Source organism: Nocardioides daeguensis (assembly GCF_019192965.1).
GTDB classification, from domain to species: domain Bacteria; phylum Actinomycetota; class Actinomycetes; order Propionibacteriales; family Nocardioidaceae; genus Nocardioides; species Nocardioides daeguensis.
On the sequence record NZ_JAHTKU010000002.1, the window covers coordinates 100207 to 122232 of the forward strand.

Consider the following 22026-nt stretch of genomic DNA (forward strand, 5'->3'; position numbering starts at 1 on the left):
CAGCCCGATGTTCAGTGGGCGTAGACGCCCCGGTAGTACTCGAAGATCCAGCCGCTGACCGCCACAGCGCCGAGCACGACGGCGATGATGAACAGCCACCAGGCCAGCACGGCGAGCGAGAAGACGATCAGGCCGAGCGTGGCGGCGCACCACAGCGGCCACCAGGAGTAGGGCGGGAAGAAGCCCATCTCGCCGGCACCGTCCGCGATCTCACCGTCCTTGAGGTCCTCCGGGCGGGAGTCCATCCGGTTGGCGTGGAAGCCCAGGTACAGCGCGACCATGGCGCTCAGCAGCGTGGTCATCACCAGGGCCGACGTGCCGGTCCAGTCAGCGCCGTGCTCGCTGCCGTCGGTGATGAACCAGTACGCCGGGCTGACCAGGACCAGGAAGACCGTGGTCACGCCGAAGATCCATGCTTCGACCTTCATCAGGCGTCGACCTCCTTGGCACCGGCGCCCGCGGCGACCGGCTCGTCGTACATCTCGATGGCGGCGATCTCCGGGTGGTGGAGGTCGAACGCCGGCGACTCCGAGCGGATCCGCGGGATGGAGTTGAAGTTGTGGCGCGGCGGCGGGCAACTCGTGGCCCACTCCAGCGACCGGCCCCAGCCCCACGGGTCGTCGGTGTTGACGAGCGGACCCCGGCGGGAGACGTAGACGTTGTAGAAGAACGGCAGCATCGAGGTCGCGAGGATGAACGCGCCGATCGTCGAGACCTGGTTGAGCGTGGTGAAGCCGTCGCTGGGCAGGTAGTCCGCGTAGCGGCGGGCCATGCCCTCCACACCCAGCCAGTGCTGGACCAGGAAGGTGGTGTGGAAGCCGACGAACAGCAGCCAGAAGTGGATCTTGCCGAGGCGCTCGTCGAGCATCCGCCCGGTGAACTTGGGCCACCAGAAGTAGAAGCCGGCGAACATCGCGAAGACGACCGTGCCGAACACCGTGTAGTGGAAGTGCGCCACCACGAAGTAGGAGTCGGAGACGTGGAAGTCGAGCGGCGGGCTCGCCAGGATGACACCGGTCAGACCACCGAAGAGGAAGGTCGTCAGGAAGCCGATCGACCAGAGCATGGGCGTGTCCATGCGGATCGATCCGCCCCACATGGTGCCGATCCAGTTGAAGAACTTCACGCCCGTCGGTACGGCGATCAAGAAGGTCATGCCGGAGAAGAACGGCAGGTTGACCGCCCCTGTGACGAACATGTGGTGGGCCCACACCGCCACCGAGAGGATCGCGATGCCGAGCGTCGCACCGACCAGGCCGATGTAGCCGAAGATCGGCTTGCGGCTGAAGACCGGGAGGATCTCGGAGACGATGCCGAAGAACGGCAGCGCGATGATGTAGACCTCGGGGTGCCCGAAGAACCAGAACAGGTGCTGCCACAGGATCGGGCCGCCGTGGGAGCTGTCGAAGACGTGGGCCCCGAGCTGACGGTCGGCCTCGAGGGACAGCAGCGCGCCGGCGAGGATCGGGAACGCGATGAGCACCAGGATCGAGGTGATCAGCACCGTCCAGGTGAAGATCGACATCCGGAACATGGTCATGCCGGGGGCACGCATGCAGATGATGGTCGTGATGAAGTTGACCGCGCCGAGGATGGTGCCGAGACCACCCATCCACAGGCCCATGATCCACAGGTCGCCGCCGACGCCGGGGCTGTTGACCGAGTCCGAGAGCGGAGCGTAGGCGAACCAGCCGAACGACGCGGCGCCCTGCGGCGTGAGGAACCCGGCCGCCGCGATCAGGCCGCCGAACAGGTACAGCCAGTAGCTGAACATGTTCAGGCGCGGGAACGCGACGTCTGGCGCACCGATCTGCAGCGGCATGATCGCGTTGCCGAACCCGAAGAACAGCGGCGTCGCGAACAGCAGCAGCATCACCGTGCCGTGCATGGTGAAGAGCTGGTTGTAGAGCTCCTCGTTGACGAGCTGGCTGCCCGGGTAGGCGAGCTCGGAACGGATCAGGAGCGCCATGAGGCCGCCGGCCATGAACCAGGCGAGCGCCGTGAAGAAGTACAGGTTGCCGATCAGCTTGTGGTCGGTCGTGGTCAGTGCGCGGACGATCTGCTGGCCGAGCGGCTTGCGCTGGCTGAGGTCCGCGGAACGCGCGAGAGTGGTCACTCGTGCTCTCCCTCGTCGTTGATGGGCTGCTTGGCGTACTTGCCGCCTTCGACGGGCTGCTCCGCGACGTTGTCGGGGTTCTTCGCCAGGTCGGCGAGGTAGGCCTCGTAGTCGGCCTCCGAGACGACCTTCACGTTGAAGAGCATCCGCGAGTGGTAGGCGCCGCACAGCTCGTAGCACTTGCCGGCGTACTTGCCGATCTCGGTGGGCGTCACCTGGTAGGAGTTCTCGTTGCCCGGCACGACGTCCATGCGCATCGCGAAGGCCGGGATGCCGAAGTTGTGGATCACGTCGGGGCTGCGGAGCTGGAACTCGATCGTCTTGTCGACCGGGATCACCAGGTCCGGGATGTCCTCACCGGTGCCGGAGACGAAGACGTACTCGCCCTCGTACGGCTGGTTGAACGTCCACTGCCACTTCTGGCCGACGACCGTGACGACGACGTCCGGGTTGTCATCGTGCTCGAGCGCGAGGTTCTGCACCCGCACGGTCTGCGAGAAGAACGCGATGACCATGATGACCGGGAAGATCGTGTAGAAGATCTCGATCGGCAGGTTGTAGCGCGTCTGCACCGGGACCTCGTCGTCACTGCGACGACGGAACCACAGCGGGACACCGATGATCAGCGCCCAGGTGACGACACCCGTCACCAATGCGGCGATCCAGGCGCCCTGCCACAGGTGCAGGATGTGCTCGCCCTGCTTGGACGTGATCTCCGGCATGCCGAACCGTTCCCACTGGGTATCGGTCGAGCAGCCGGACAACGCCAGCGCGAGTACGACGAATCCGGCGAGCGGGGTCGCGCGACGGAAACGTCGCTGCGCTCCGCGCGTGCGCTCGGGGTGCCACCAGCCCACGAACGAGCCTTCCTCTCGAGGGTCAGAACCACTACGAAGACTAGCGGAGTACGACCCCGGCAGGGGCGGCGGGTGGGTCTTCCGGGACTCGTGGGTCCTCCGGTGAGCGTGGAACGAGCGTACGGACCCCGCTCAACTATGGTCGACGGGTGAGCAGCACCTCCGAGGTCTACCTCGACTCGGCCTCGTCGTCCCCGCTCCACCCGGCGGCCCGGGACACCCTGCTGGCCGCCCTCGACCGGGGGTACGGCGACCCGCGGCGCCTGCATGCCGCCGGGCGCGACGCGCGGCTGCTCCTCGACAACGCACGGGCGGTCGTGGCGCAGTGCCTCGGCGCCCGGCCCGACGAGGTGGGCTTCGCCGCCTCCGGCACCGACGCCGTCCACCGGGGGCTGCTGGGCCTGACCGCCGCCACGGGCCGCGACGGGATCGTCCACGGCGCCGTCGAGCACTCCGCGGTGCTGCACGCCGCCGCGTGGCGTCCTTCCCCTGCCCACCGCCGCATCCCTGTCGACGCGCTCGGCCACGTCGACCTGGCCGCGATGGCCGCGGGAGCACGCGAGGCCGGGGTGGGCGCGGTGGCGCTCCAGGCCGCCAACCAGGAGGTCGGGACGGTGCAGCGCGTCGACGACCTCGACCTGCCGGCCGGCGTACCCCTGCTCGTGGACGCGGCCGCCGCTGCCGGACACGCACCGCTTCCCCGACGCTGGGACGCGCTCACCGCGTCGGCGCACAAGTGGGGCGGGCCGGCCGGCGTCGGCGTGCTGGTGGTGCGCCGCGGCACCCGGTGGACCAACCCGTTCCCGGGCGATGACGGCCTGGACCAGTTGGGCGGGTTCCCGGACGTCCCGGCCGCGCTCGCCGCGGCCGCCGCGCTGCAGGCCGTCCTCGCGGAGCGGGAGGAGGTCGCGGCCCGGCAGCACGCGCTGGTCGACCGGATCCGGGCGGCCGCCGCGAACCTGCCCGACACCGAGGTCGTCGGCGACCCGGTGGCCCGGCTCCCCCACCTGGTGACCTTCTCGTGCCTCTACGTCGGCGGCGACGAGATCGTCTCGGCGCTCGCCCGCCGGGGATTCGGCGTCGCCAGCGGTTCGGCCTGCACCGCCTCCACCCTCGAGCCGAGCCACGTGCTGGCCGCGATGGGAGCACTCACCCACGGCAACGTGCGGGTCTCGCTCGGCCGGGACACCACGGCCGAGGAGGTCGAGGCGTTCTGCGGCGCACTTGCCGACGAGGTCGGCCGGATCCGGGCGGAGGCGGGCCTGTGAGGACGACCGAGATCGACTGCCGCGACCTGCCCTGCCCGCGGCCGATCATCGAGCTGGCGAAGGCGCTGCCGTCGGTGGAGGTCGGCGACCAGCTCGCCGTCGTCGCCCACGACCCGGCGGCGCGGCACGACGTGCCGGCCTGGTGCCGGATGCGCGGGCAGGAGTACGTCGGAGAGGAGCGCGCCGCCGACGGCGCGCCCCGCTACGTGGTCCGACGAGTCAGCTGACCTCGAGGTGCTTGGCGACCTCGTCGGCCGCCTCGGCGCCGTACGAGTCGCGGATCCGGGCCACGAACTGCTCGTGGGTGAAGTCGTACTCCTGGGTGCCGACCGTCTCGACGACGTAGGCGGCGAGCACGCAGCCGACCTGGGCGGCCCGCTCGAGCGAGGTGCCCCACGTCAGAGCGGCCAGGAACCCGCCCCGGAACGCGTCGCCGACGCCGGTGGGCTCGAGTGCGGCGACGTCCTTGGCCGCCGGGACCTCGAACGAGGTGCCGTCGCTGGAGGTGACCCGCACCCCGTCCTTACCGAGCGTGGTGACCTGCAGGCCCACCTTGGAGAGGACCTCCTCGGCGCTCCAGCCGGTCTTCTTCTCGATGACGTGCGACTCGTACTCGTTGGAGAACAGGATCGCGGCGCCGTCGATCAGGTCGCGGATCAGGTCGCCCTCGGCGAACGCGAGCTGCTGGGAGCAGTCGGCGATGAAGGCGTAGCCGCGCTGGCGGCACTCCTCGGTGTGCCGCTTCATGGCGTCGGGGTCGTCGGCGCCGATGAGGACGTAGGTCGGCTCGCCGACGCGCTCGACGATCGGGTGCAGCTCGATCTGGCTGGCCTCGCTCATCGCACCCGGGTAGAAGGACGCGAACTGGGCCATCGTGGTGTCGGTGGTGCACACGAAGCGGGCGGTGTGCTTGTTCTCCGAGATGTGCACGGAGTCGCAGTCGACGCCGTGGCGCTCGAGCCACGAGCGGTAGTCGGCGAAGTCCTCGCCCGCGGCGCCGACGAGCACCGGGCGCAGACCGAGCCGGGCCAGGCCGAAGCACATGTTGGGGGCCACGCCGCCGCGGCGGATCTCGAGGTCGTTGACCAGGAAGGAGACCGACAGCTTGTCGAGCTGCTCGACGACCAGCGAGTCGGCGAACCTGCCGGCGAAGGTCATCAGGTGGTCGGTGGCGATCGAGCCGGCGATCAGGAGGGAGCCCGTGGGTGCAGTCACGATACGAAAGGTTAACCCAGCGGTAGCCGTCGCGACGGCGTTCCCTCTGGGTCTACCCGAAAGTAACGCCTAGCGTCGAGGACATGCCGCCGTACGAAGAGATCGCTGCCCCCGCCGACCTGATCGCCGACTGCCAGGCGGTGAGCCGCCGCCTCCAGGACGCCGCCGTCAAGGCCACCCGTCCTGCCCCCAGCATCCACTTCGACGAGCGCCCCCGCGAGGTGGCCAAGCGCGACATCCAGATCTCCGAGGCCGCCCAGCGCCTCGCGAACGCGCTGCACCTCCACCTCGACTGAACGTTGAGTTGCCACTTTCTCGCGCTTGAAATGCCAGAACCGCACGGGTGACCCGTGCGGTTCTGGCATCTCAACGGTGAGAAAGTGGCAACTCAACCCGTCAGTGGAACGAGTCGCCGCAGGCGCAGGAACCCGTGGCGTTCGGGTTGTCGATCGTGAAGCCCTGCTTCTCGATGGTGTCGACGAAGTCGATCACCGCACCGTTGAGGTAGGGCACGCTCATCCGGTCGACGACGACGGCCACGCCGTCGAAGTCGGTGACGACGTCACCGTCGAGGGTGCGCTCGTCGAAGAAGAGCTGGTAGCGCAGGCCCGAGCAGCCACCCGGCTGCACCGAGATCCGCAGGGAGAGGTCGTCGCGACCTTCCTGCTCGAGCAGGCTCTTCACCTTCGTGGCCGCCACCGGGCTCAGGTTGATCTGGTCCTCACGGCGGTCGAGGTCCACGGGGGCCGCAACCGTCGTGGTGGTGCCGGGGGCCTCGTGGCTGTGGCCGCCTCCGCAGCAGCTGTCGCTCATGCTCACTCCAGGTCTGTCAAGGCTGTCTAGCCGAAGGGTGTTCGACCACCCCAATGGTCGCACAGTCGTGGTTATTCCCCGCAAACCCGCTCAGGACCACACGAGGACCGGCTTGACCACGGTTCCCGCCCGCGAGTCGGCGACGGCGTCGGCGATCTTCTCGAAGGGGTACGTCGTCACGAGGCGGTCGACGTCGAACCTCCCCGCCGCCCGCAGCGCGATCAGCTCGGGGATGGTGACCAGCGGGTCGGCCTCCCCCTCGATCGAGGAGCGGATGATCTTGCCGGACTGGAGCAGGTCGATCGCGTCGATCGTGTACTCCGGCGCGCCCAGGCCCAGTGCGACCAGCACACCGCGGGGCCGCAGCGAGCGTTGCGCCTGCAGCACGACGGCCGGGATGGCGGTCGTGTCGACGGCGTACGTCGCCCCGCCGCCGGTCAGCTCGCGGACCCGGTCCTCGACGGGCGCCGCACCCTCCTCGGTCGGGTCGAGCGCGGTCGCCCCGTAGCCCTCGGCCACCTCGCGCCGGGAGGCGACCGGGTCGACGGCGACCACGCTCTCCACGCCGGCGCCCCGGGCGGCGGCGACGGCGGCGAGGCCGACCGCGCCGGCGCCGTACACGACGATGCTGTCGCCGGGCGCGGGGTCGAGGACATTGAGCACCGTGCCGGCCCCGGTCTGGAAGCCGCAGGCGAAGGGCGCCAGCCGGGTCAGGTCGAGGGACTTGTCGACGACGACGCAGTTGTCGGCGTACGCGAGCGCGTGGCGGGCCAGGCTGGACTGGCCGAAGAAGCTGCCGAAGACCGTCTGGCTGTGCCCGTCGGCGAGGGCCCGCCTCATCGTGGTCGAGCCGTCGGCGCGCATGCCCATGTAGTTGAGCAGCAGGGACTGCTCGCAGTACCCGACGTCGCCGGCGCGGCACGGGGCGCACTGCCGGCAGGAGCGGAAGCTCAGCACGACATGGTCGCCGACCTCGATGCCGGCGACGGCGGCGCCGACCTTCTCGACCACACCGGTGCCCTCGTGACCGACCACCGTCGGCAGCATCTCCTGCGGCAACATGGTCGGGACCGTCAGGTCGGTGTGGCACAGGCCGGTCGCGACGATCCGGACCAGCACCTCGTCGTCACGGGGCTCGTCGAGCTCGACCTCGGCGGCGACGAAGTCGCCCCCGGGCTCCTCGACGAGGTAGGCAGTCGTCCTCATGCGTCACGCTCCAGCCAGAAGTAGTAGAGGTCGTCGATGCCGAAGGTGGACGCGAGCTTGCCGTTCATGATGCCCATGACGGTGTCGTCGTCGACCTTCTTGAAGTGGTCGAAGACGGGCAGCTTGTCGTAGACCATGGTCGCGGTGACCTCCCCGCGGAAGCCGACCGGCCACAGCGACGCCTCGCCGCCGCCACCGGCCGCGAGGTTGGAGTAGAGCTCGCCGTCCTCGCCCCGGCAGACCAGCGGGACCGCCTCGAGCGGGCCCTCGAAGCGCTTGCCGTGCCAGCGCACCTTCTCCAGCACGGTGCTGACGACGTGCCCGGTGGCGAAGTCACCGCCCCGCCAGGCGCCGAGCATCTCCTCCACCTCCACGGTCGCGAGATCCGCCCAGAGGGCGTCGAGGTCGGCGGGATCCGCGTGCCCGGCGGTCCGCAGCGCGTCGAAGCGCGTCCTGATGTCCGTCACCCGGGCAATCTAGAACACGTTCCAGGTCCGAGGCGAGGGGGTCGGTCGGTTCAGCTCGACCAGGTGCGCGCCACCCGGGCGGCGAGCTCGGTCAGCGAGCCCGCCGGGTCGGCGAAGGCCCGCTGCTCCCCCACGGCGTCGACGAGCGAGTACGCCGCGTCCATGCCGAGCGCGCGCATCTCGCGGGAGCCGACCAGGACCTGGCCGGCGAGAGCCACGCACGGGCGCAACGCGTCGGCGGCGATCGCCGCGACGCCGGCCGGGACCTTGCCGGCCCGGCTGCTGAAGTCGAAGGCCCCCTCGCCGGTGATCACCAGGTCGGCGTCGCCGGCCTGCCGGACGAGGCCGACCGCCTCCGCGACCAGCTCGATCCCCGACACCCGGGTGCCGCCGAGCAGCATGAGGGCGAAGCCGAGGCCGCCGGCCGCGCCCGCGCCCGGCTCGAGCGCGGTCCTGCGGTCGGTCGCGGCCGCGAACCTGTCGAGGAAGCCGTCGAGCAGCACCTGGGTCTCCTCGTCGAGACCCTTCTGAGGACCGAACGTCTTGCTCGCCCCGAACAGGCCGGTGAGCGGGTTGTCGACGTCGGTCGCCGCGACGATCTCGACGCCGTCGACCAGGCCCCGGGGGATGCTGAGGTCGACCCGGGTCACGCCGTCGAGGAAGATCCCACCGACGTCGAGGGCGACGTCGGCGTCGGCGCCGAGGGCGGCGAGCAGCCCGGCACCGCCGTCGTTGGTGCCGGACCCGCCGAGCCCGACGACCACCCGGCGTGCGCCGGCGTTGACGGCTTCGAGGAGCAGCCGGCCGACCCCGACCGTCGTACCGAACTCGCCGAGCCGGCCGCCGGTGAGGTGGACCCCACACACCTGCGCGCTCTCGATGTAGACGGTGTCGCCGACCAGGAGGATCGTGGCCGGCACCTCGTGGCCCTGGGGCGCCTCCGCCACGACGGCCAGCAGCTCGCCGCCGAGGGTCGCGTGCAGCACGTCGACGAAGCCGGGCCCGCCGTCCGACATGGGGGCGAGCACCACCTCGTCGTCCGGAGCGTGCCGGTGCCAGCCGGCCGCGATCGCCTCGGCCGCCTCGACCGCCGTCAGGGTGCCCGCGAACTTGTCGGGGGCGACCAGAATCCGCATGCGTCCCATCATGGTGGACGTCTACGGTCGCGGGTGTGCAGGACGTGCTGATCCGACCGATGGCCGACCCCGACGTGCCCCTGGCCGAGCGGATCAGTGACGACGCCTTCTTCGCCCTCGACGCCGCACACCGGCCTCCCTCGGCTCCCGCGCCCCAGCGACGCTCCCCCGAGCACAGCGCGGCCTGGGCGGCCCGCACCCGCGCCTTCCTCGCCTCCGACCCCGGCGGCTCATGGGTCGCCGAGTGCGACGGCGAGGTGGTCGGCTTCGCCACCGGCTACCTCCGGGAGCAGGTCTGGTGCCTGGCGACCTTCGCGGTGCAGCCGGGCCGGCAGGGCGCCGGGATCGGCGCCCGGGTCCTCGAGGCAGCGGTGGCGTACGGCGCCGACGCGCCTCGCGGGATGCTCGCCGCCTCCGTCGACCCGCGGGCCCTGCGCCGCTACCACCACGCCGGGTTCCGGCTGCACCCCCAGCTCACCCTGCACGGCGCTGTCGACCGGTCCGCCCTCCCGGCGGTCACCGGCGTGCGCGACGGCGGTCCGGGCGACCTCGGGTGGATGGACGACCTCGACCGCTCCCACCGTGGCGGCCCGCACGGTCCCGACCACGAGCGGCTCATGGCCGCCGGCATGCTGGTCGTCACGACCGACCGTGCCGGCTATGCGTACACCGACGGCCGGGTCCTGGCGCTGCTCGCCGCCAGCGACGACGACACCGCCCGCACCCTGTTGTGGGAGTGCCTCGCCGGTGCCGAGGGGCACTACGAGGTCGCCCACGTGACCTCGGCGAACTACTGGGCGGTCGAGGTCGCGCTGGCCGCACGGATGGACCCGGTCGCCCGCGGGTTCCTCGGCCTGCGCGGCATGAGCCCGCCGGCGCCGTACGTGCACCACGGGGCGCTGCTGTGACGGCGATACGATGGGCCCGTTGGTGCGACCACCGGGTCGCCTCCGATCAGGGAGCCCCATGCCTCGCCGTGCACACGACTTCCGCGGCCTCACCCCGCTGGGCCGGCTGAAGGTGCTGCGGGCCGTCCAACACCGGCCCGGCAGCCGGCTGGCCGACGTCGCCGAGGCGACGGGACTGCACGTCAACACCGCGCGCGACCACCTCCGCGTGCTCGAGGACGAGGGACTGGTCGCCCGTCACACCGTCGCCACCCGTCGGCGCGGACGCCCGCCGATCGCGTTCTTCCCCGTGCGCGACACCCGGCAGAACCCTCGCGCGGCGCAGCGGGCCGCGGAGGCCACCCAGCGGGGCGACCTGCTGCGCAAGGTCGCCCCGCATCCCGATCACGGCTCGACGCTCGGTCCGCGGGCCGCCCACCAGCTCGACGTGCTCTACGAGCACCTCGACGACACCGGCCTGGAGCCCGTGGTCGACGTCGAGGACCTGACGATCGGGCTGACTCCGTGCCACTACGGCGACGTGAGTGCCGAGGAGCGGCCGATGGTGTGCTCGGTCCACACCCGACTGGTCGAGTCGATGCTCGCGCAGGTGCCCGGGCCGCTGGAGCTGGGCACCCTGCAGCCGTTCGTCACCCCGGCGTCCTGCGTGGTCCGGCTCCGCCGCACCGACACCGCCGGCTGAGGGCGGCCGGGTCCGGCCGGGTCAGGCCGGGTCAGGCGGGCTGCTGCGCCCACAGGTCGGGCCCGAACACCTCGTAGTGGATGTTGGCCGACTGCACGCCCTGCCCGATCAGCGTCCGGCGCGCCTCCTGCATGAACGGGATCGGGCCGCACATCACCACCTGGGCCCGCTCCGGGATCTCCACGTCCGAGAGGTCCATGTAGCCCGCCCGTGCCGGGTGCAGGGTGGGCGCGGCCTCGGCACCCTCCTCGTACCAGTTCTGCGCGCGGGCGTCCGTCATCGCCAGCACCTTGCGCCGCAGCTCCCGGTAGAGGGTGTGGTCGTCGTGGGACCGGTCGGCGTGGAACAGCCGCACCGTCCGGGACGGCTGGCGGCGCGACAGGTCCGCCATGATCGCCACCACCGGCGTGATGCCGATGCCGGCGGACACCAGCACCAGGGGGACGTCGGACTCGTCGAGCACGACGTCGCCGCAGGGCTGGGAGACGTCCAGGACGGCGCCGGGGACGGCGTGCTCGTGCAGCCAGCCGGACACCTGGCCGTCGGGGGCGCCGTCGATGCCGCGCATCCGCTTGATCGTCACTCGCAGCGAGTCGTTGCCCGGGCCGGAGGAGATCGTGTACTGGCGCGGTTGCCGGGTGCCGTCGGGCAGGTCGACGGCGATCGCGACGTACTGGCCGGTGCGGTGCGGGAGGACCTCGCCCTCGAGGGGGACGAGCACGAGCGAGAACACGTCCTCGGACTCCTCGACCCGCTCGGCGACCCGGTGCGGACGCCACGGGTGGGCCGGATCGGTGCCCTGGCCGGCGTACAGGCGGGCCTCCTCGGCGATCAGGGCGGTGGCGAAGAGCCAGTACACCTCGTCCCAGGCGGCCGCGACCTCCGGCGTGACCGCGTCACCCAGCACCGTCTTGACCGCCTTGAGCAGGTGGTGCCCCACGATCGTGTACTGGGCGGCGTGGATGCCCAGGGAGACGTGCTTGTGGGCGATGCGGCGCAGCACCGGACCGAAGTCCGGAGCATCCGGGTCGATGAGCTGGACGGCGAAGGCGACGACCGACGCGGCGAGCGCCTTCGGCTGCTCGCCGACCGCCTGGTTCGCCCGGTTGAACACGTCGAGCAGCTCCGGGTGGGCGGCGAACATGTCCGGGTAGAAGACGCGGGTGATCGCCTCGGCGTGCTCGGCGACGGCGCCCGCGGTGGCGGCGACGACGGCTTCGGACTCGGTGGACAGCTTCATGGGGACCCCTTGGTGAGGCTGGGTGGTGGACGAACGCCTGATCCTGTCCACGGGAGCGGTGCGCCGTTCCGGGTTCGACCGTGACTATTCGCCGGTGCTCACGGGGGCTGGCCGGGGAACGTCGGGATCCGCGCCCGACCTAGGATGAGGCCATGACCACCGTGGACCTCCCGCTGCTGCCCCTGGGCCGCGGCACGGACGCGCTCTCCGAACGCGGCGTCGACTGCCCCGGCGACCTGCCGGCGCCCTCGGACCCGGACCTCGTGGCGCGGGCCCGCGCGGCCAAGGAGAAGCTGGGCGACCGGCTGTTCGTGCTCGGGCACCACTACCAGCGCGACGAGGTCATCCAGTTCGCCGACGTCACCGGCGACTCCTTCAAGTTGGCCCGCGACGCGGCGGCGCGTCCGGACGCGGAGTACATCGTCTTCTGCGGCGTGCACTTCATGGCCGAGTCCGCCGACATCCTGACCGGTCCCGAGCAGAAGGTGATCCTCCCGGACCTCGCCGCCGGCTGCTCGATGGCCGACATGGCGCGGATCGCCCAGGTGGAGCGCGCCTGGGAGGCCCTCGCGACCGCCGGCATGCAGGACGTGGTGGTCCCGGTCACCTACATGAACTCCAGCGCCGCCATCAAGGCGTTCTGCGGGCGCAACGGCGGCGTCGTGTGCACCTCCTCCAACGCCGAGGTGGCCCTCGACTGGGCGTTCGCCCAGAAGGGCGAGGACACGAAGGTCCTGTTCCTGCCCGACCAGCACCTCGGCCGCAACACCGCGGTCCTCCAGCTCGGCTACTCCCTCGACGAGTGCGTCGTGTGGAACCCGCTGCTCCCCAACGGCGGGCTCACCGCCGAGGAGCTCGCCGGTGCCCGGATGATCCTGTGGAAGGGCCACTGCTCGGTCCACGGCCGGTTCTCCGCGGAGGTCATCGACGAGCTGCGCGCCAAGGTCGAGGACCTCAACGTCCTGGTCCACCCCGAGTGCCAGCACGAGGTCGTCCTCAAGGCCGACCTGGTCGGGTCCACCGAGTTCATCATCAAGACCATCGAGGCGGCGCCCGCCGGCTCGAGCTGGGCCATCGGCACCGAGCTCAACCTCGTGCAGCGCCTGGCCAACGCGCACCCGGACAAGAACATCATGTTCTTGGACCGCAACGTCTGCTACTGCTCGACGATGAACCGGATCGACCTCCCCCACTTCGTGTGGGCGCTCGAGAACCTGGTCGACGGGGTCGTCGTCAACCAGATCGAGGTCGACCCGCAGACCGAGACCGATGCCCTGACCGCCCTCCAGCGGATGCTGGACCTGCCCGGAAAGTCCCACCGTGACTGACACCCTGCCCGCCTGCCCGGAGTGCTCGAGCGAGTACACCTACGAGATGGGCGACCTGCTCGTCTGCCCGGAGTGCGCCCACGAGTGGTCGCCCTCCGAGGCCGCCGCCGAGGCCGCCGCCGAGGCCGAGGCCAGCCTGGTCAAGGACGTGAACGGCACCCCGCTCGCCGACGGCGACGACGTCATCATCGTCAAGGACCTGCCGGTCAAGGGCGCCCCCAAGCCCATCAAGTCCGGCACCAAGGTGCGAGGCATCCGCCTCGTGCAGGGCGTGGGCGACCACGACATCGACGCGAAGGTCGACGGCTTCGGCCCGATGCAGCTGAAGTCCAGCGTGGTCCGGAAGGCCTGATCGTGTTCAAGCGCACCAAGTCGCCCACCGCACCCGAGCCGACCGCCCCGGTCGCGGCCGAGGGCAAGGCCGGCGGCAAGGGCCGGCCGACGCCCACCCGCAAGGAGGCCGAGGCCGCCGCGAAGGCGCGCGCCAAGGCGCCCGCCGACCGTCGCGAGGCCTCGCGCCGCCAGCGCGAGTTCCGCGCCGAGGAGAGCCGCAAGATCCGCCAGGGCATGAAGAGCGGCGACGAGCGCTACTTCCTACCGCGCGACAAGGGCCGCGTACGCCGGTTCATCCGCGACTACGTCGACCGGCGGTTCTCCATCGTCGAGTTGGTCATCCCGCTGATGATCATCGGCCTGATGCTCGGCTACACCGGCAGCTCGGCGCTCGTGCAGGCCAGCAGCATGGTCCTGCTCGCCACCGTGCTGTTCGTGGTGACCGACATGCTGGTGCTCCGGTTCCGGCTGCGTCGCGAGCTGAAGCAGCGCTTCCCCGACGAGCCCCTCAAGGGCACGACCTACTACGCGCTGACCCGGTCGATGCAGATGAAGTTCATGCGCCTGCCCAAGGCCCGCGTGAAGATCGGCCAGCCGTTGCCCGAGGACTACGACAGGTAGCACTTCTCGCGGACCGGCGACCAAGCATCCGCTAGGTTTCCGCGCATGAAGGTCATCGCCGCCCTGCACGGGGCCGGTCCCGCGCTGATCGAGCCCGCATTCCGTGCGCAGGTCGCCGCGACCGGCGCCTTCCGGCTCCAGGTGAACCTCGACGACGACGCGGTCGCGCCGGCGATGAGGTTCGGCCCCGGCACGCCGATCACGGCCGTGGTGACGGTGTGGACCGAGCAGGACCCCACACCCCTCCTCGCCGTCGTACGGCGGCACGACCCCGACGCGTACGCCTGGTCGGTCGAGGAGCGTGCGCCACTGGCACCGCCCGCGGTGCCGGACGGCGTCCGGGCCGACGCGCTGGCGAACCTGGCGTTCCTGCGCCGCCCGGAGGCGATGTCCCACGCCGCGTGGCGCTCGGACTGGCTGGACCGGCACACGCAGGTCGCGATCGACACCCAGGGCACCTTCGGCTACGTGCAGAACCCGGTCGTCGAGCACCTGACCGACGGCGGGAGGGACGTGAGCGGCATCGTCGAGGAGCTGTTCCCGATGGCGGCGATGGCCGACCCGCACGCGTTCTACGGCAGCCGGGGCGACGAGGAGGAGCTCCAGCGCCGGTTCACCACGCTGATGGACAGCTGCGCCCGGTTCGGCGCCGCCGAGGGCCTCGACCTGGTGCCGACCAGCCGCTACGTGTTCACCCTCTGAGCAGCCGGGAACGGCTCAGCCGAGGACCTCCGAGCGCCGCGGCGAGCGGGTCAGCGCGGGATCGGTGGTGACGACACCGGCGAGGACCCGGTCGATCGCGGCCAGCGTGTCGGCGTCCAGCGTGACGCCCGCGGCCTTGACGTTCTCGGTGACCTGCTCGGGCCGGCTGGCGCCGATGATGGCCGCCGAGACGTTGTCGTTCTGCAGCACCCAGGCGACCGCCAGCTGCGCGAGGGACAGCCCGGCCTGGTCGGCGACGGGGCGCAACAGCTGCACCCGCTCGAGCACGTCGTCGCGCAGCCACCGGCTGATGTCGTCGGCGCCACCCTTCTCGTCGGTCGCGCGGGAGCCGGCCGGCGGCGCCTGGCCCGGCCGGTACTTGCCGGTCAGCACGCCCTGCGCGATCGGCGACCACACGATCTGTCCGATCCCGAGCTCCTTCGACGTCGGGACCACCTCGGCCTCGATGACCCGCCACAGCATGGAGTACTGCGGCTGGTTGGAGACGAGCGGGACCCGCAGCTCGCGGGCCAGCTCGGCGGCCGCGCGGATCTCCTCGGCCCGCCACTCCGAGACGCCGATGTAGAGGGCCTTGCCGGAGCGCACGACGTCCGCGAAGGCGACCATGGTCTCCTCGAGCGGCGTCTCGTGGTCGTAGCGGTGTGCCTGGTAGAGGTCGACGTAGTCGGTGCCGAGCCGGCGCAGCGACCCGTCGATCGACTCCAGGATGTGCTTGCGGGACAGGCCGTGGTCGTTGTGCTTCCCGGGGCCGGTGGGCCAGAAGACCTTGGTGCAGATCTCGAGGCCCTCGCGCCGCTCCCCCGCCAGCGCCCGGCCGAGCACGGTCTCGGCGGCGGTGTTGGCGTAGACGTCGGCGGTGTCGAAGGTGGTGATCCCCTCGTCGAGCGCGCGGCGCACACAGGCCAGCGCGCCGCCCTCCTCGACCTGGGAGCCGTGGGTGATCCAGTTGCCGTAGGCGATGGCCGAGATGCGGAGGCCACTCGCCCCGAGGTTGCGAATCTCCATGCCCACGACCCTAGGGGGTGGCACCAGACCGGCCCCCTGACAAGATGACGGGCATGGTCGTTGCCGACGTCTCCGTCCGGGTCGCCTGGCCCGCCGACGCCCCCGGGATCGCCGCTGTCCAGCTCCGCGCCTGGCAGCTGCGGTACGACGCCGACCCGGCGCTCGACGGCGACACCCTCGCCGCCGCCTGGCGCCAGTCCCTCTCCCGGCCGCCGGAGGCTCGCCACCGTGCTCTCGTGGCGCTCGCGGGCGACCAGGTCGTCGGCTTCGCGCTGACCGGACCGAACACGGATCCCGATGCCGACCCGGCCACCGACGGCGAGATGGCGGAGTTCACGATCGGACCGGACGTCACCCGCGCGGGGCACGGCTCGCGGCTGCTCCAGGCCTGCGCCGACACGCTCCAGGCCGACGGCTTCACCCGTGCGGTGTGCTGGATCGAGGCGACCGACGACGTGCTGCGGGCGTTCCTGACCAGCGCCGGCTGGGACGCGGACGGGGCGAGCCGGGAGCTCGCCGACGAGGCCGGAACGACGCTCAAGCAGGTACGGCTGCACACCGCCCTGGCATAGCCGGCTGTGCACCCGATGGCCCGGGTCGTTCAAGCCGGGGACGAGACCGGATCCGCGACCGGATCTGCACCGCGCTCGGTGCGACCGATCGCCCACGCGTACGGCGGCGGCGTGCCGTTGACGAGGTGGGCGCCGACGACCCGCTGCTTGAGGATCCGCGGGTTGTGGGAGGCGACGGTGCGGGCGTTGCGCCAGTGTCGGTCCAGCGCGAGCGCCGTCGAGGTGCTCGAGGCCCCCAGGGTGTCGAACAGGTCGCTGGCAGCGCTGAGGATCAGGTCCGACACGACGACCTGCGCGGCCGCGGACTCGACCTCCGCAGCCTCGTTGAGCGCATTCTCCTCGGCCGATCCCTGAGCGTCCGCCACCCGCTGGACGGCGGCGGCCACCCGCAGGGTGGCCGCCTCCGCGGCGTACACGCGCGCGGCGATCTCGCCGACCCGGGCGAGCACCTGCGGGTCGTCCCGGACACGCTCCGCGTTGGCGTGGGAGAAGTTGCGGGTGCGCCGCCGTACCTGCTCCACCACGTCGGTGAGCGCCGCCCGGCCGATGCCGGCCAGTGTGGCGAGCAGGTTCAGCTGGTACAGCGCCGTCTGGTAGACGAAGCGCTCACCGAACGGCAGCACGTCCTCACCGGGCACCAGTACGCCGGCGAAGGTCGCGGTGCCGCTGCCCGTGCCGCGCTGGCCGAAACCGTCCCAGTCGTCGACGACCGACACGCCGGGTGAGCGCAGGTCGACCAGGGCGATGGCGAAGTCCTCACCCCCCTCCGGCAGCACGCGGCGCGCGTAGACGTCGGCCCACTCGGCGAAGATCGACCCGGTCGAGTAGTACTTCGTGCCGTCGACCACCCAGTCGCCCGCCGACCGGTCCTCGACAGGCGTCAGGACGGTGCGCTGCGAGTCGATCGACGTCGAACCGACCTCCGACCAGGCGTTGCCGGCGATCTCACCGGCCACGAAGCGCGCGAACCACCGAGCCTGACCGTCCCCGCGGGCGTGCTGCCAGAGCCGGTCCTCGACCAGGGCGGCATGACCACGCAGCGCCTGCGCCAGGTTGTTGTCAGCGGCGGCGAGATCGATCCAGAGCGCGGTCAGGTCGACCACCGACGCGCCGGAACCACCGGCCTCGACGGGGACTCGGACGGCACCGAAGCCGGCCTCCTTGAGCGCCCGCACCTGCTCGTGCGGAAGCTCTCGATCCAGCTCGCGCTGCAACGCGCCCTGGGCGATCGACTCGAGGACGGGGGCGAAGCGATCCCGCAGGCGGCGATAGGTCGGGCTGTCGTGCGCGGGTCCGTGAACACTCATCGTCGCGCCCCTCACGTGTACCAGGTCGGCTCGGGGATCTCGCCGAGCAAGGCGTAGCGACCGACCTCCGCACGCTTGTGGGCGACCGGGTCGTGGAGGCTGTGGGTGCGGATGTTGCGCCAGAAGATGTCCAGCCCGACGCTGCTGGCGGTCGCGCGTGCACCGGTGACGTCGTACACCCGCTGGCCGATCTCCAGGCCGACCTCGATCGCGACCTGCTTGGCCGCGGCGACCACGACCGCGGCCTCGCCGCGCTCGCGCTCGGTGACGGAGTCGGCATGGGCGTTGATCGCCTCGATGTACGTCGCGGCCCGGTCGGTGAGGGCCTCGGCCGCCCAGAGCTTCGAGCGGAGCTCGCCATAGGTCTCGACGACGTAGAACTCGTCGGCGGCGCGGCTCTTCAGGTCAGGCGTGTACGGCCAGGCACGGGTCTTCTCGCGCGTGTAGGTGGCGGCGGTGGCGAGTGCGCCCTCGGCGATGCCGACGTAGATGTTCGCGAAGATGATCTGGATCAGCGGCACGTTGAGCGTGTTGTAGACACGCGGGACGAACACGTGGCGACCGTCCTCCTCGACGTACCCGGCGGCGGCCGCCCAGGGCACCCGCACGCCGTCGATGACGACGCCGCCGCTCTCCGTCAGGCGCTGGCCGAGCGCATCCCAGTCGCCCTTGAAGCGGATGCCGGGCTGCTTGGTGGGCACGATCGCGAAGACATGCTGGTCGGTGCCCTCGATGACGCCCTCGAGCACGGTGGCGTCGGAGATCCGACCGCCGGTCGAGAACGACTTCTCGCCGGAGAACACCAGCTCGTCACCCTCGACGCGAATGGCCAGGTCCGAGTCGCGCGGGTTGACCGCTCCCCCGTAGAACCACTGCTCCGTGGTGGCAGCCTGCTCGACCGCCTCGATCTGCTCGGGCGTGCCGACGAGGCGGGCGGCCCACGACCACAGGTAGTGGTAGCCGAGCAGCTGACCGATCGAGCCGTCCCCGGCCGACACGGCTCGGACCACCTGGAGCGCGGTCGTCCAGTCCTGCTGTGCGCCGCCGTACTGGCTCGGCCCGAGGAGCGTGACGAGGCCGGACCGCTTGAGGAGGGCCACCTCGGCTACCGGCGGCTGGTTGGCCCGGTCGCGCTCGACGGCGTCAACCGCCAGCTGGCTGGCCACCTCCCGGGCGCGGGCGATCCACTCCGAGGGGGTGGTGGGCCGGCCGTCGCGGTCCACGCTGCCCGGGGCGTCGGTTGTGAGCGTCACGAAGAACTCCTTCGGATTAAAGTCGAGTGACTTACTCGATTAAACCGGAAGGACCGTCCGAGCCCGAGCCCCCGAGCCACCGAACTTCCGATGGGGCCATCGGAGAAATCTCTCGACGTCCCGTCCGCCACGCCCGGGCGCCCGGGCGCCGGCTCAACCCAGGTCGAGGAAGTGCTCGAGCCCGACGGTGAGGCCGGGGAACGAGCCGATCCTGCGCACGCCGGTCAGCACGCCGGGCGTGAACGAGACCCGGTCGAGCGAGTCGTGGCGGATGGTGAGGGTCTCCCCCAGGCCGCCCAGGATGACCTCCTGGTGGGCGACCAGGCCACGCACGCGCACGCTGTGGACGCGGACGCCGTCGACGTCGGCGCCGCGGGCGCCCTCGAGACCGGTGCTGGTCGCGTCGGGGATCGGCGCGCTGCCGGCCTCACGGCGGGCGGCCGCGATCAGCTCCGCCGTCCGGCTGGCGGTGCCGCTCGGGGCATCGGCCTTCGTCGGGTGGTGCAGCTCGACGACCTCGACCGACTCGAAGAAGGGCGCGGCGATGGCGGAGAACCGCATCATCAAGATCGCGCCGATGGAGAAGTTGGGGGCGATGAGGACACCGGTGCCGGGGCTCTCGGCCAGCCACCCGCGCAGCGTCTCGAGGCGCGCGTCGTCGAAGCCCGTCGTACCGACGACGGCGTGGATGCCGTTCTCGATGCAGAAGCGCAGGTTGTCCATCACCACGTCGGGATGGGTGAAGTCGACGACGACCTGGGTCCCGCTGTCGACCAGCGAGGCGACCGGGTCGCCCTGGTCGACACCCACGGTGAGGTCCAGGTCGTCGGCGCTCTCGACGGCCTTGACGACCTCGGCCCCGACCTTGCCCCGGGCCCCGAGAACGCCCACCTGGAGGCGCTCGGCGGCACCCTGATCCGCGACACGTGAACTCACGGCACCAAGGTAGTGCGTCACCCCGGCACGCGTTCTGGCAGGCTGACCCCCATGGTGAACAAGATCCCGGCCCGGATCCGATGGGCGGTGGACTTCATGGACGTCCAGCCCAACGACCACGTGCTGGAGATCGGCTGCGGAAATGGCGCGGCCGCGGACCTCATCTGCCGCCGCCTCGAGGGCAAGGGCAAGATGTTCGCGATCGACCGGTCCGAGGCCGGCGTGGACCGCACCAAGGCCCGCTGCGCCGACCACATCGCTGCCGGCAAGCTCACGGTGCGTCAGATCGACCTGGCCACCCTCCGGGTGCCGGTCAAGCGGCTGACGAAGGTCTTCGCGTTCGACGTCAACCTGTTCTGGGTGCGCGACGCGCACGAGGAGATCGCCCTCCTCCACGAGCGGCTGATGCCCGGCGGCTCGGTCAACCTGTTCTTCGACACCTCGCGGCCCGAGCAGGTGCCGGACATCCTCGCCAAGGCCTCCGAGCAGCTGCGCGACGGCGGCTTCCGCGTCTACATCGTCGACTCCAAGATGCCGCCCGTCATCGGCATCATCGGCCGTCGCTGACGCCTCCGGCCGGCGGTTCGACGACCGGAACCGTCCTCAGCGCGCGCTGAGCGCGACGATCCCGGTAGTCGAACCGTTCCCTCAGGCCGGCCCGACCAGCGCCAGCAGCTCGGGGCGCCCGAAGACCTCGGCGGCGATCTCGCGGACGTCGTCGAGCGTGACCGCCTCGATCCGGGCGATCACCTCGTCGATGCCGAGCACCTCGCCGTTGACCAGCTCGTTCTTGCCCAGGCGCATCATCCGTGAGCCGGAGTCCTCCAGGCCCAGGATCATCCCGCCGACCAGCTGCCCCTTGCCGCGGACCAGCTCGTCGTCGCTGATCCCTTCGGAAGCGATCAGGTCGAGCTGCTCGCGGATCACCGTCAACACCTCGTCGGTGCGGTCCGGCAGGCAGCCCACGGCGACCCCCACGAGGCCGGAGTCGGCATAGTGGCTGGCGAAGGAGTAGACCGAGTAGGCCAGCCCGCGCAGCTCGCGGACCTCCTGGAACAGCCGGCTCGACGTGCCGCCGCCCAGCGCGGTGTTGAGCACGCCGAGGGCGTAGCGCCGGTCGTCGTCGCGGGTCAGGCCCTCGCGCCCGAGGACCAGGTTGACCTGCTCGAAGGGCCGGTCGACCCGACCGTCGGCGGCGAGCACCTTCGGGCGGCGCCGGGCGGTCGTCGTCCGGGGGGCGAGGGGGGCGGCCTGCTCGTCGAGCCAGCCGTGGCGCCCGAACGCCTTCTTCACCGCGCGTACGACGGCCGCGTGCTCGAGCGCGCCGGCGACCGAGATGACGGTGTTGGCCGGCACGTAGTGGCGCCGGTAGAAGCGCTTGATCTGCGCCGGGGTCATCGCCTCGATCGAGCCGGTGGTCCCCGCGATCGGGCGGCCCAGCGCCGCGTCGGCACCCCAGGCGAGCTCGGCCAACAGGTTCTGCACGACGTCGTCGGGGTCGTCGTCGTGCATGGCGATCTCGTCGAGGATGACGTCGCGCTCGGCGTCGACGTCGTGGGTCGCGATGAGCGAGCCGGTGATCATGTCGCCGAGCACGTCGACCGCCAGCGGCAGGTCGTCGGAGAGCACCCGCGCGTGGAAGCAGGTGTACTCCTTCGCGGTGAACGCGTTGAACTCACCACCCACCGCATCGAGCTCGATGGAGATGTCGAGTGCGGTGCGCTCGGTGGTGCCCTTGAACAGCAGGTGCTCGAGGAAGTGCGACGCGCCGTGGGTCGCGGCCCGCTCGTCGCGGGACCCGACGCCCACCCAGACGCCGACGGCCGCGGAGCGTGCCCCGGCCATCTGCTCGGTGACGATGCGCAGCCCCGACGGCAGCTGGGTGCGGCGGACCAGGGAGGTGACCTGACCGCCCTGGTCGCGCACGGTCTCGAGGGTCCGGGTCGACGCTCCCGCACGGGAAACGGCCGAGGGGGGGGCCGCCGCCCCCCCGGCGGGCCGGCGGGGGGGGGGGGTGGGGTCACCGGGGGAGAAAACAAA

At 71.3% G+C, this 22026-nt stretch carries 25 protein-coding genes; 11 read left to right on the forward strand and 14 right to left on the reverse strand.

Annotated features, from left to right (window positions below; translation table 11 throughout):
- Positions 1-11: 11 nt before the first annotated feature.
- From KU893_RS01615 to ctaC, 3 genes are read right to left on the reverse strand one after another with little or no spacing between them, the layout of a single operon-like run.
- On the reverse strand, positions 12-428 hold the full coding sequence (locus KU893_RS01615) for a cytochrome c oxidase subunit 4 (RefSeq protein ID WP_218232559.1): 417 nt from the start codon (positions 426-428) through the stop codon (positions 12-14).
- Positions 428-2116 carry an aa3-type cytochrome oxidase subunit I gene (ctaD, locus tag KU893_RS01620; protein ID WP_218232560.1) on the reverse strand — a complete coding sequence of 563 codons (1689 nt, stop codon included), beginning with the start codon at positions 2114-2116 and terminating at the stop codon, positions 428-430. Before ctaD ends, KU893_RS01615 begins: the two co-directional genes overlap by 1 nt.
- Positions 2113-2973 (reverse strand): aa3-type cytochrome oxidase subunit II, encoded by an 861-nt coding sequence (gene ctaC / locus KU893_RS01625; RefSeq protein ID WP_443678867.1) that lies wholly within the window; start codon positions 2971-2973, stop codon positions 2113-2115. The genes ctaD and ctaC overlap by 4 nt, the downstream gene beginning before the upstream one ends.
- Positions 2974-3122: 149 nt before the next feature.
- Here ctaC and KU893_RS01630 point away from each other — a divergent pair, with 149 nt between their 5' ends.
- Positions 3123-4241, forward strand: coding sequence for a cysteine desulfurase family protein (locus tag KU893_RS01630; RefSeq protein WP_218232562.1), 1119 nt, complete (start codon positions 3123-3125; stop codon positions 4239-4241).
- A complete protein-coding gene (locus KU893_RS23075; protein ID WP_218232563.1) occupies positions 4238-4468 on the forward strand; it encodes a sulfurtransferase TusA family protein in 231 nt (76 codons plus the stop codon). Before KU893_RS01630 ends, KU893_RS23075 begins: the two co-directional genes overlap by 4 nt.
- Here the strand turns inward: KU893_RS23075 and KU893_RS01640 are convergent.
- Positions 4461-5399: a carbohydrate kinase family protein gene (locus tag KU893_RS01640; protein WP_218232596.1), complete on the reverse strand. Its 939-nt coding sequence runs from the start codon at positions 5397-5399 to the stop codon at positions 4461-4463. The two genes, KU893_RS23075 and KU893_RS01640, sit on opposite strands and share 8 nt — an antisense overlap.
- Positions 5400-5539: 140 nt before the next feature.
- Here KU893_RS01640 and KU893_RS01645 point away from each other — a divergent pair, with 140 nt between their 5' ends.
- Positions 5540-5752, forward strand: a complete 213-nt coding sequence (locus tag KU893_RS01645) for a hypothetical protein (RefSeq protein ID WP_218232564.1) — start codon at positions 5540-5542, stop codon at positions 5750-5752.
- Between the two features lie 100 nt (positions 5753-5852).
- Here the strand turns inward: KU893_RS01645 and erpA are convergent, their stop codons facing one another.
- The 4 genes from erpA to KU893_RS01665 form a co-directional block, all read right to left on the reverse strand.
- On the reverse strand, positions 5853-6269 hold the full coding sequence (erpA, locus tag KU893_RS01650) for an iron-sulfur cluster insertion protein ErpA (RefSeq protein ID WP_246591536.1): 417 nt from the start codon (positions 6267-6269) through the stop codon (positions 5853-5855).
- Between the two features lie 90 nt (positions 6270-6359).
- Positions 6360-7475, reverse strand: a complete 1116-nt coding sequence (locus KU893_RS01655; RefSeq protein ID WP_218232565.1) for an NAD(P)-dependent alcohol dehydrogenase — start codon at positions 7473-7475, stop codon at positions 6360-6362.
- Complete coding sequence (locus KU893_RS01660; protein WP_218232566.1) at positions 7472-7942, reverse strand: DUF4334 domain-containing protein; 471 nt, start codon at positions 7940-7942, stop codon at positions 7472-7474. The genes KU893_RS01655 and KU893_RS01660 overlap by 4 nt, the downstream gene beginning before the upstream one ends.
- Before the next feature lie 50 nt (positions 7943-7992).
- A complete protein-coding gene (locus KU893_RS01665) occupies positions 7993-9078 on the reverse strand; it encodes a glycerate kinase family protein (protein WP_218232567.1) in 1086 nt (361 codons plus the stop codon).
- Between the two features lie 35 nt (positions 9079-9113).
- Between KU893_RS01665 and KU893_RS01670 the strand changes: the two genes are divergently transcribed.
- Both KU893_RS01670 and KU893_RS01675 read left to right on the forward strand, forming a co-directional pair.
- On the forward strand, positions 9114-9986 hold the full coding sequence (locus KU893_RS01670) for a GNAT family N-acetyltransferase (RefSeq protein WP_218232568.1): 873 nt from the start codon (positions 9114-9116) through the stop codon (positions 9984-9986).
- Between the two features lie 58 nt (positions 9987-10044).
- Positions 10045-10668 (forward strand): helix-turn-helix domain-containing protein, encoded by a 624-nt coding sequence (locus tag KU893_RS01675; protein ID WP_218232569.1) that lies wholly within the window; start codon positions 10045-10047, stop codon positions 10666-10668.
- 31 nt (positions 10669-10699) lie between these two features.
- Here KU893_RS01675 and KU893_RS01680 read toward each other — a convergent pair whose 3' ends face one another.
- The gene (locus tag KU893_RS01680; protein ID WP_218232570.1) at positions 10700-11908 is read right to left on the reverse strand and encodes a globin domain-containing protein; all 1209 of its coding nucleotides are present in this window, start codon (positions 11906-11908) and stop codon (positions 10700-10702) included.
- 152 nt (positions 11909-12060) lie between these two features.
- On the opposite strand from KU893_RS01680, the gene nadA reads away from it, so the two are divergent.
- From nadA to KU893_RS01700, 4 genes are read left to right on the forward strand one after another with little or no spacing between them, the layout of a single operon-like run.
- On the forward strand, positions 12061-13236 hold the full coding sequence (gene nadA / locus KU893_RS01685) for a quinolinate synthase NadA (RefSeq protein ID WP_218232571.1): 1176 nt from the start codon (positions 12061-12063) through the stop codon (positions 13234-13236).
- Positions 13229-13588, forward strand: coding sequence for a zinc ribbon domain-containing protein YjdM (locus tag KU893_RS01690; protein WP_218232572.1), 360 nt, complete (start codon positions 13229-13231; stop codon positions 13586-13588). The genes nadA and KU893_RS01690 overlap by 8 nt, the downstream gene beginning before the upstream one ends.
- A 2-nt stretch (positions 13589-13590) precedes the next feature.
- The gene (locus KU893_RS01695) at positions 13591-14190 is read left to right on the forward strand and encodes a DUF3043 domain-containing protein (protein ID WP_218232573.1); all 600 of its coding nucleotides are present in this window, start codon (positions 13591-13593) and stop codon (positions 14188-14190) included.
- Positions 14191-14235: 45 nt separating this feature from the next.
- Complete coding sequence (locus KU893_RS01700; protein WP_218232574.1) at positions 14236-14892, forward strand: EthD domain-containing protein; 657 nt, start codon at positions 14236-14238, stop codon at positions 14890-14892.
- Positions 14893-14907: 15 nt separating this feature from the next.
- Here KU893_RS01700 and KU893_RS01705 read toward each other — a convergent pair whose 3' ends face one another.
- Positions 14908-15918: an aldo/keto reductase family protein gene (locus KU893_RS01705; protein WP_218232575.1), complete on the reverse strand. Its 1011-nt coding sequence runs from the start codon at positions 15916-15918 to the stop codon at positions 14908-14910.
- 53 nt (positions 15919-15971) lie between these two features.
- Here KU893_RS01705 and KU893_RS01710 point away from each other — a divergent pair, with 53 nt between their 5' ends.
- Complete coding sequence (locus tag KU893_RS01710; RefSeq protein ID WP_218232576.1) at positions 15972-16490, forward strand: GNAT family N-acetyltransferase; 519 nt, start codon at positions 15972-15974, stop codon at positions 16488-16490.
- 29 nt (positions 16491-16519) lie between these two features.
- On the opposite strand, the gene KU893_RS01715 is transcribed toward KU893_RS01710, so the two are convergent.
- The 3 genes from KU893_RS01715 to dapB form a co-directional block, all read right to left on the reverse strand.
- Positions 16520-17797: an acyl-CoA dehydrogenase family protein gene (locus tag KU893_RS01715; RefSeq protein ID WP_218232577.1), complete on the reverse strand. Its 1278-nt coding sequence runs from the start codon at positions 17795-17797 to the stop codon at positions 16520-16522.
- 11 nt (positions 17798-17808) lie between these two features.
- The gene (locus tag KU893_RS23440) at positions 17809-19050 is read right to left on the reverse strand and encodes an acyl-CoA dehydrogenase family protein (protein WP_218232578.1); all 1242 of its coding nucleotides are present in this window, start codon (positions 19048-19050) and stop codon (positions 17809-17811) included.
- 153 nt (positions 19051-19203) lie between these two features.
- Positions 19204-19986: a 4-hydroxy-tetrahydrodipicolinate reductase gene (gene dapB, locus KU893_RS01725; protein ID WP_218232579.1), complete on the reverse strand. Its 783-nt coding sequence runs from the start codon at positions 19984-19986 to the stop codon at positions 19204-19206.
- A 51-nt stretch (positions 19987-20037) separates the two neighbouring features.
- Between dapB and KU893_RS01730 the strand changes: the two genes are divergently transcribed.
- On the forward strand, positions 20038-20553 hold the full coding sequence (locus KU893_RS01730) for a class I SAM-dependent methyltransferase (RefSeq protein ID WP_218232580.1): 516 nt from the start codon (positions 20038-20040) through the stop codon (positions 20551-20553).
- Positions 20554-20634: 81 nt separating this feature from the next.
- Here KU893_RS01730 and KU893_RS01735 read toward each other — a convergent pair whose 3' ends face one another.
- The gene (locus KU893_RS01735) at positions 20635-21912 is read right to left on the reverse strand and encodes a M16 family metallopeptidase (protein WP_218232581.1); all 1278 of its coding nucleotides are present in this window, start codon (positions 21910-21912) and stop codon (positions 20635-20637) included.
- Positions 21913-22026 lie beyond the last annotated feature (114 nt).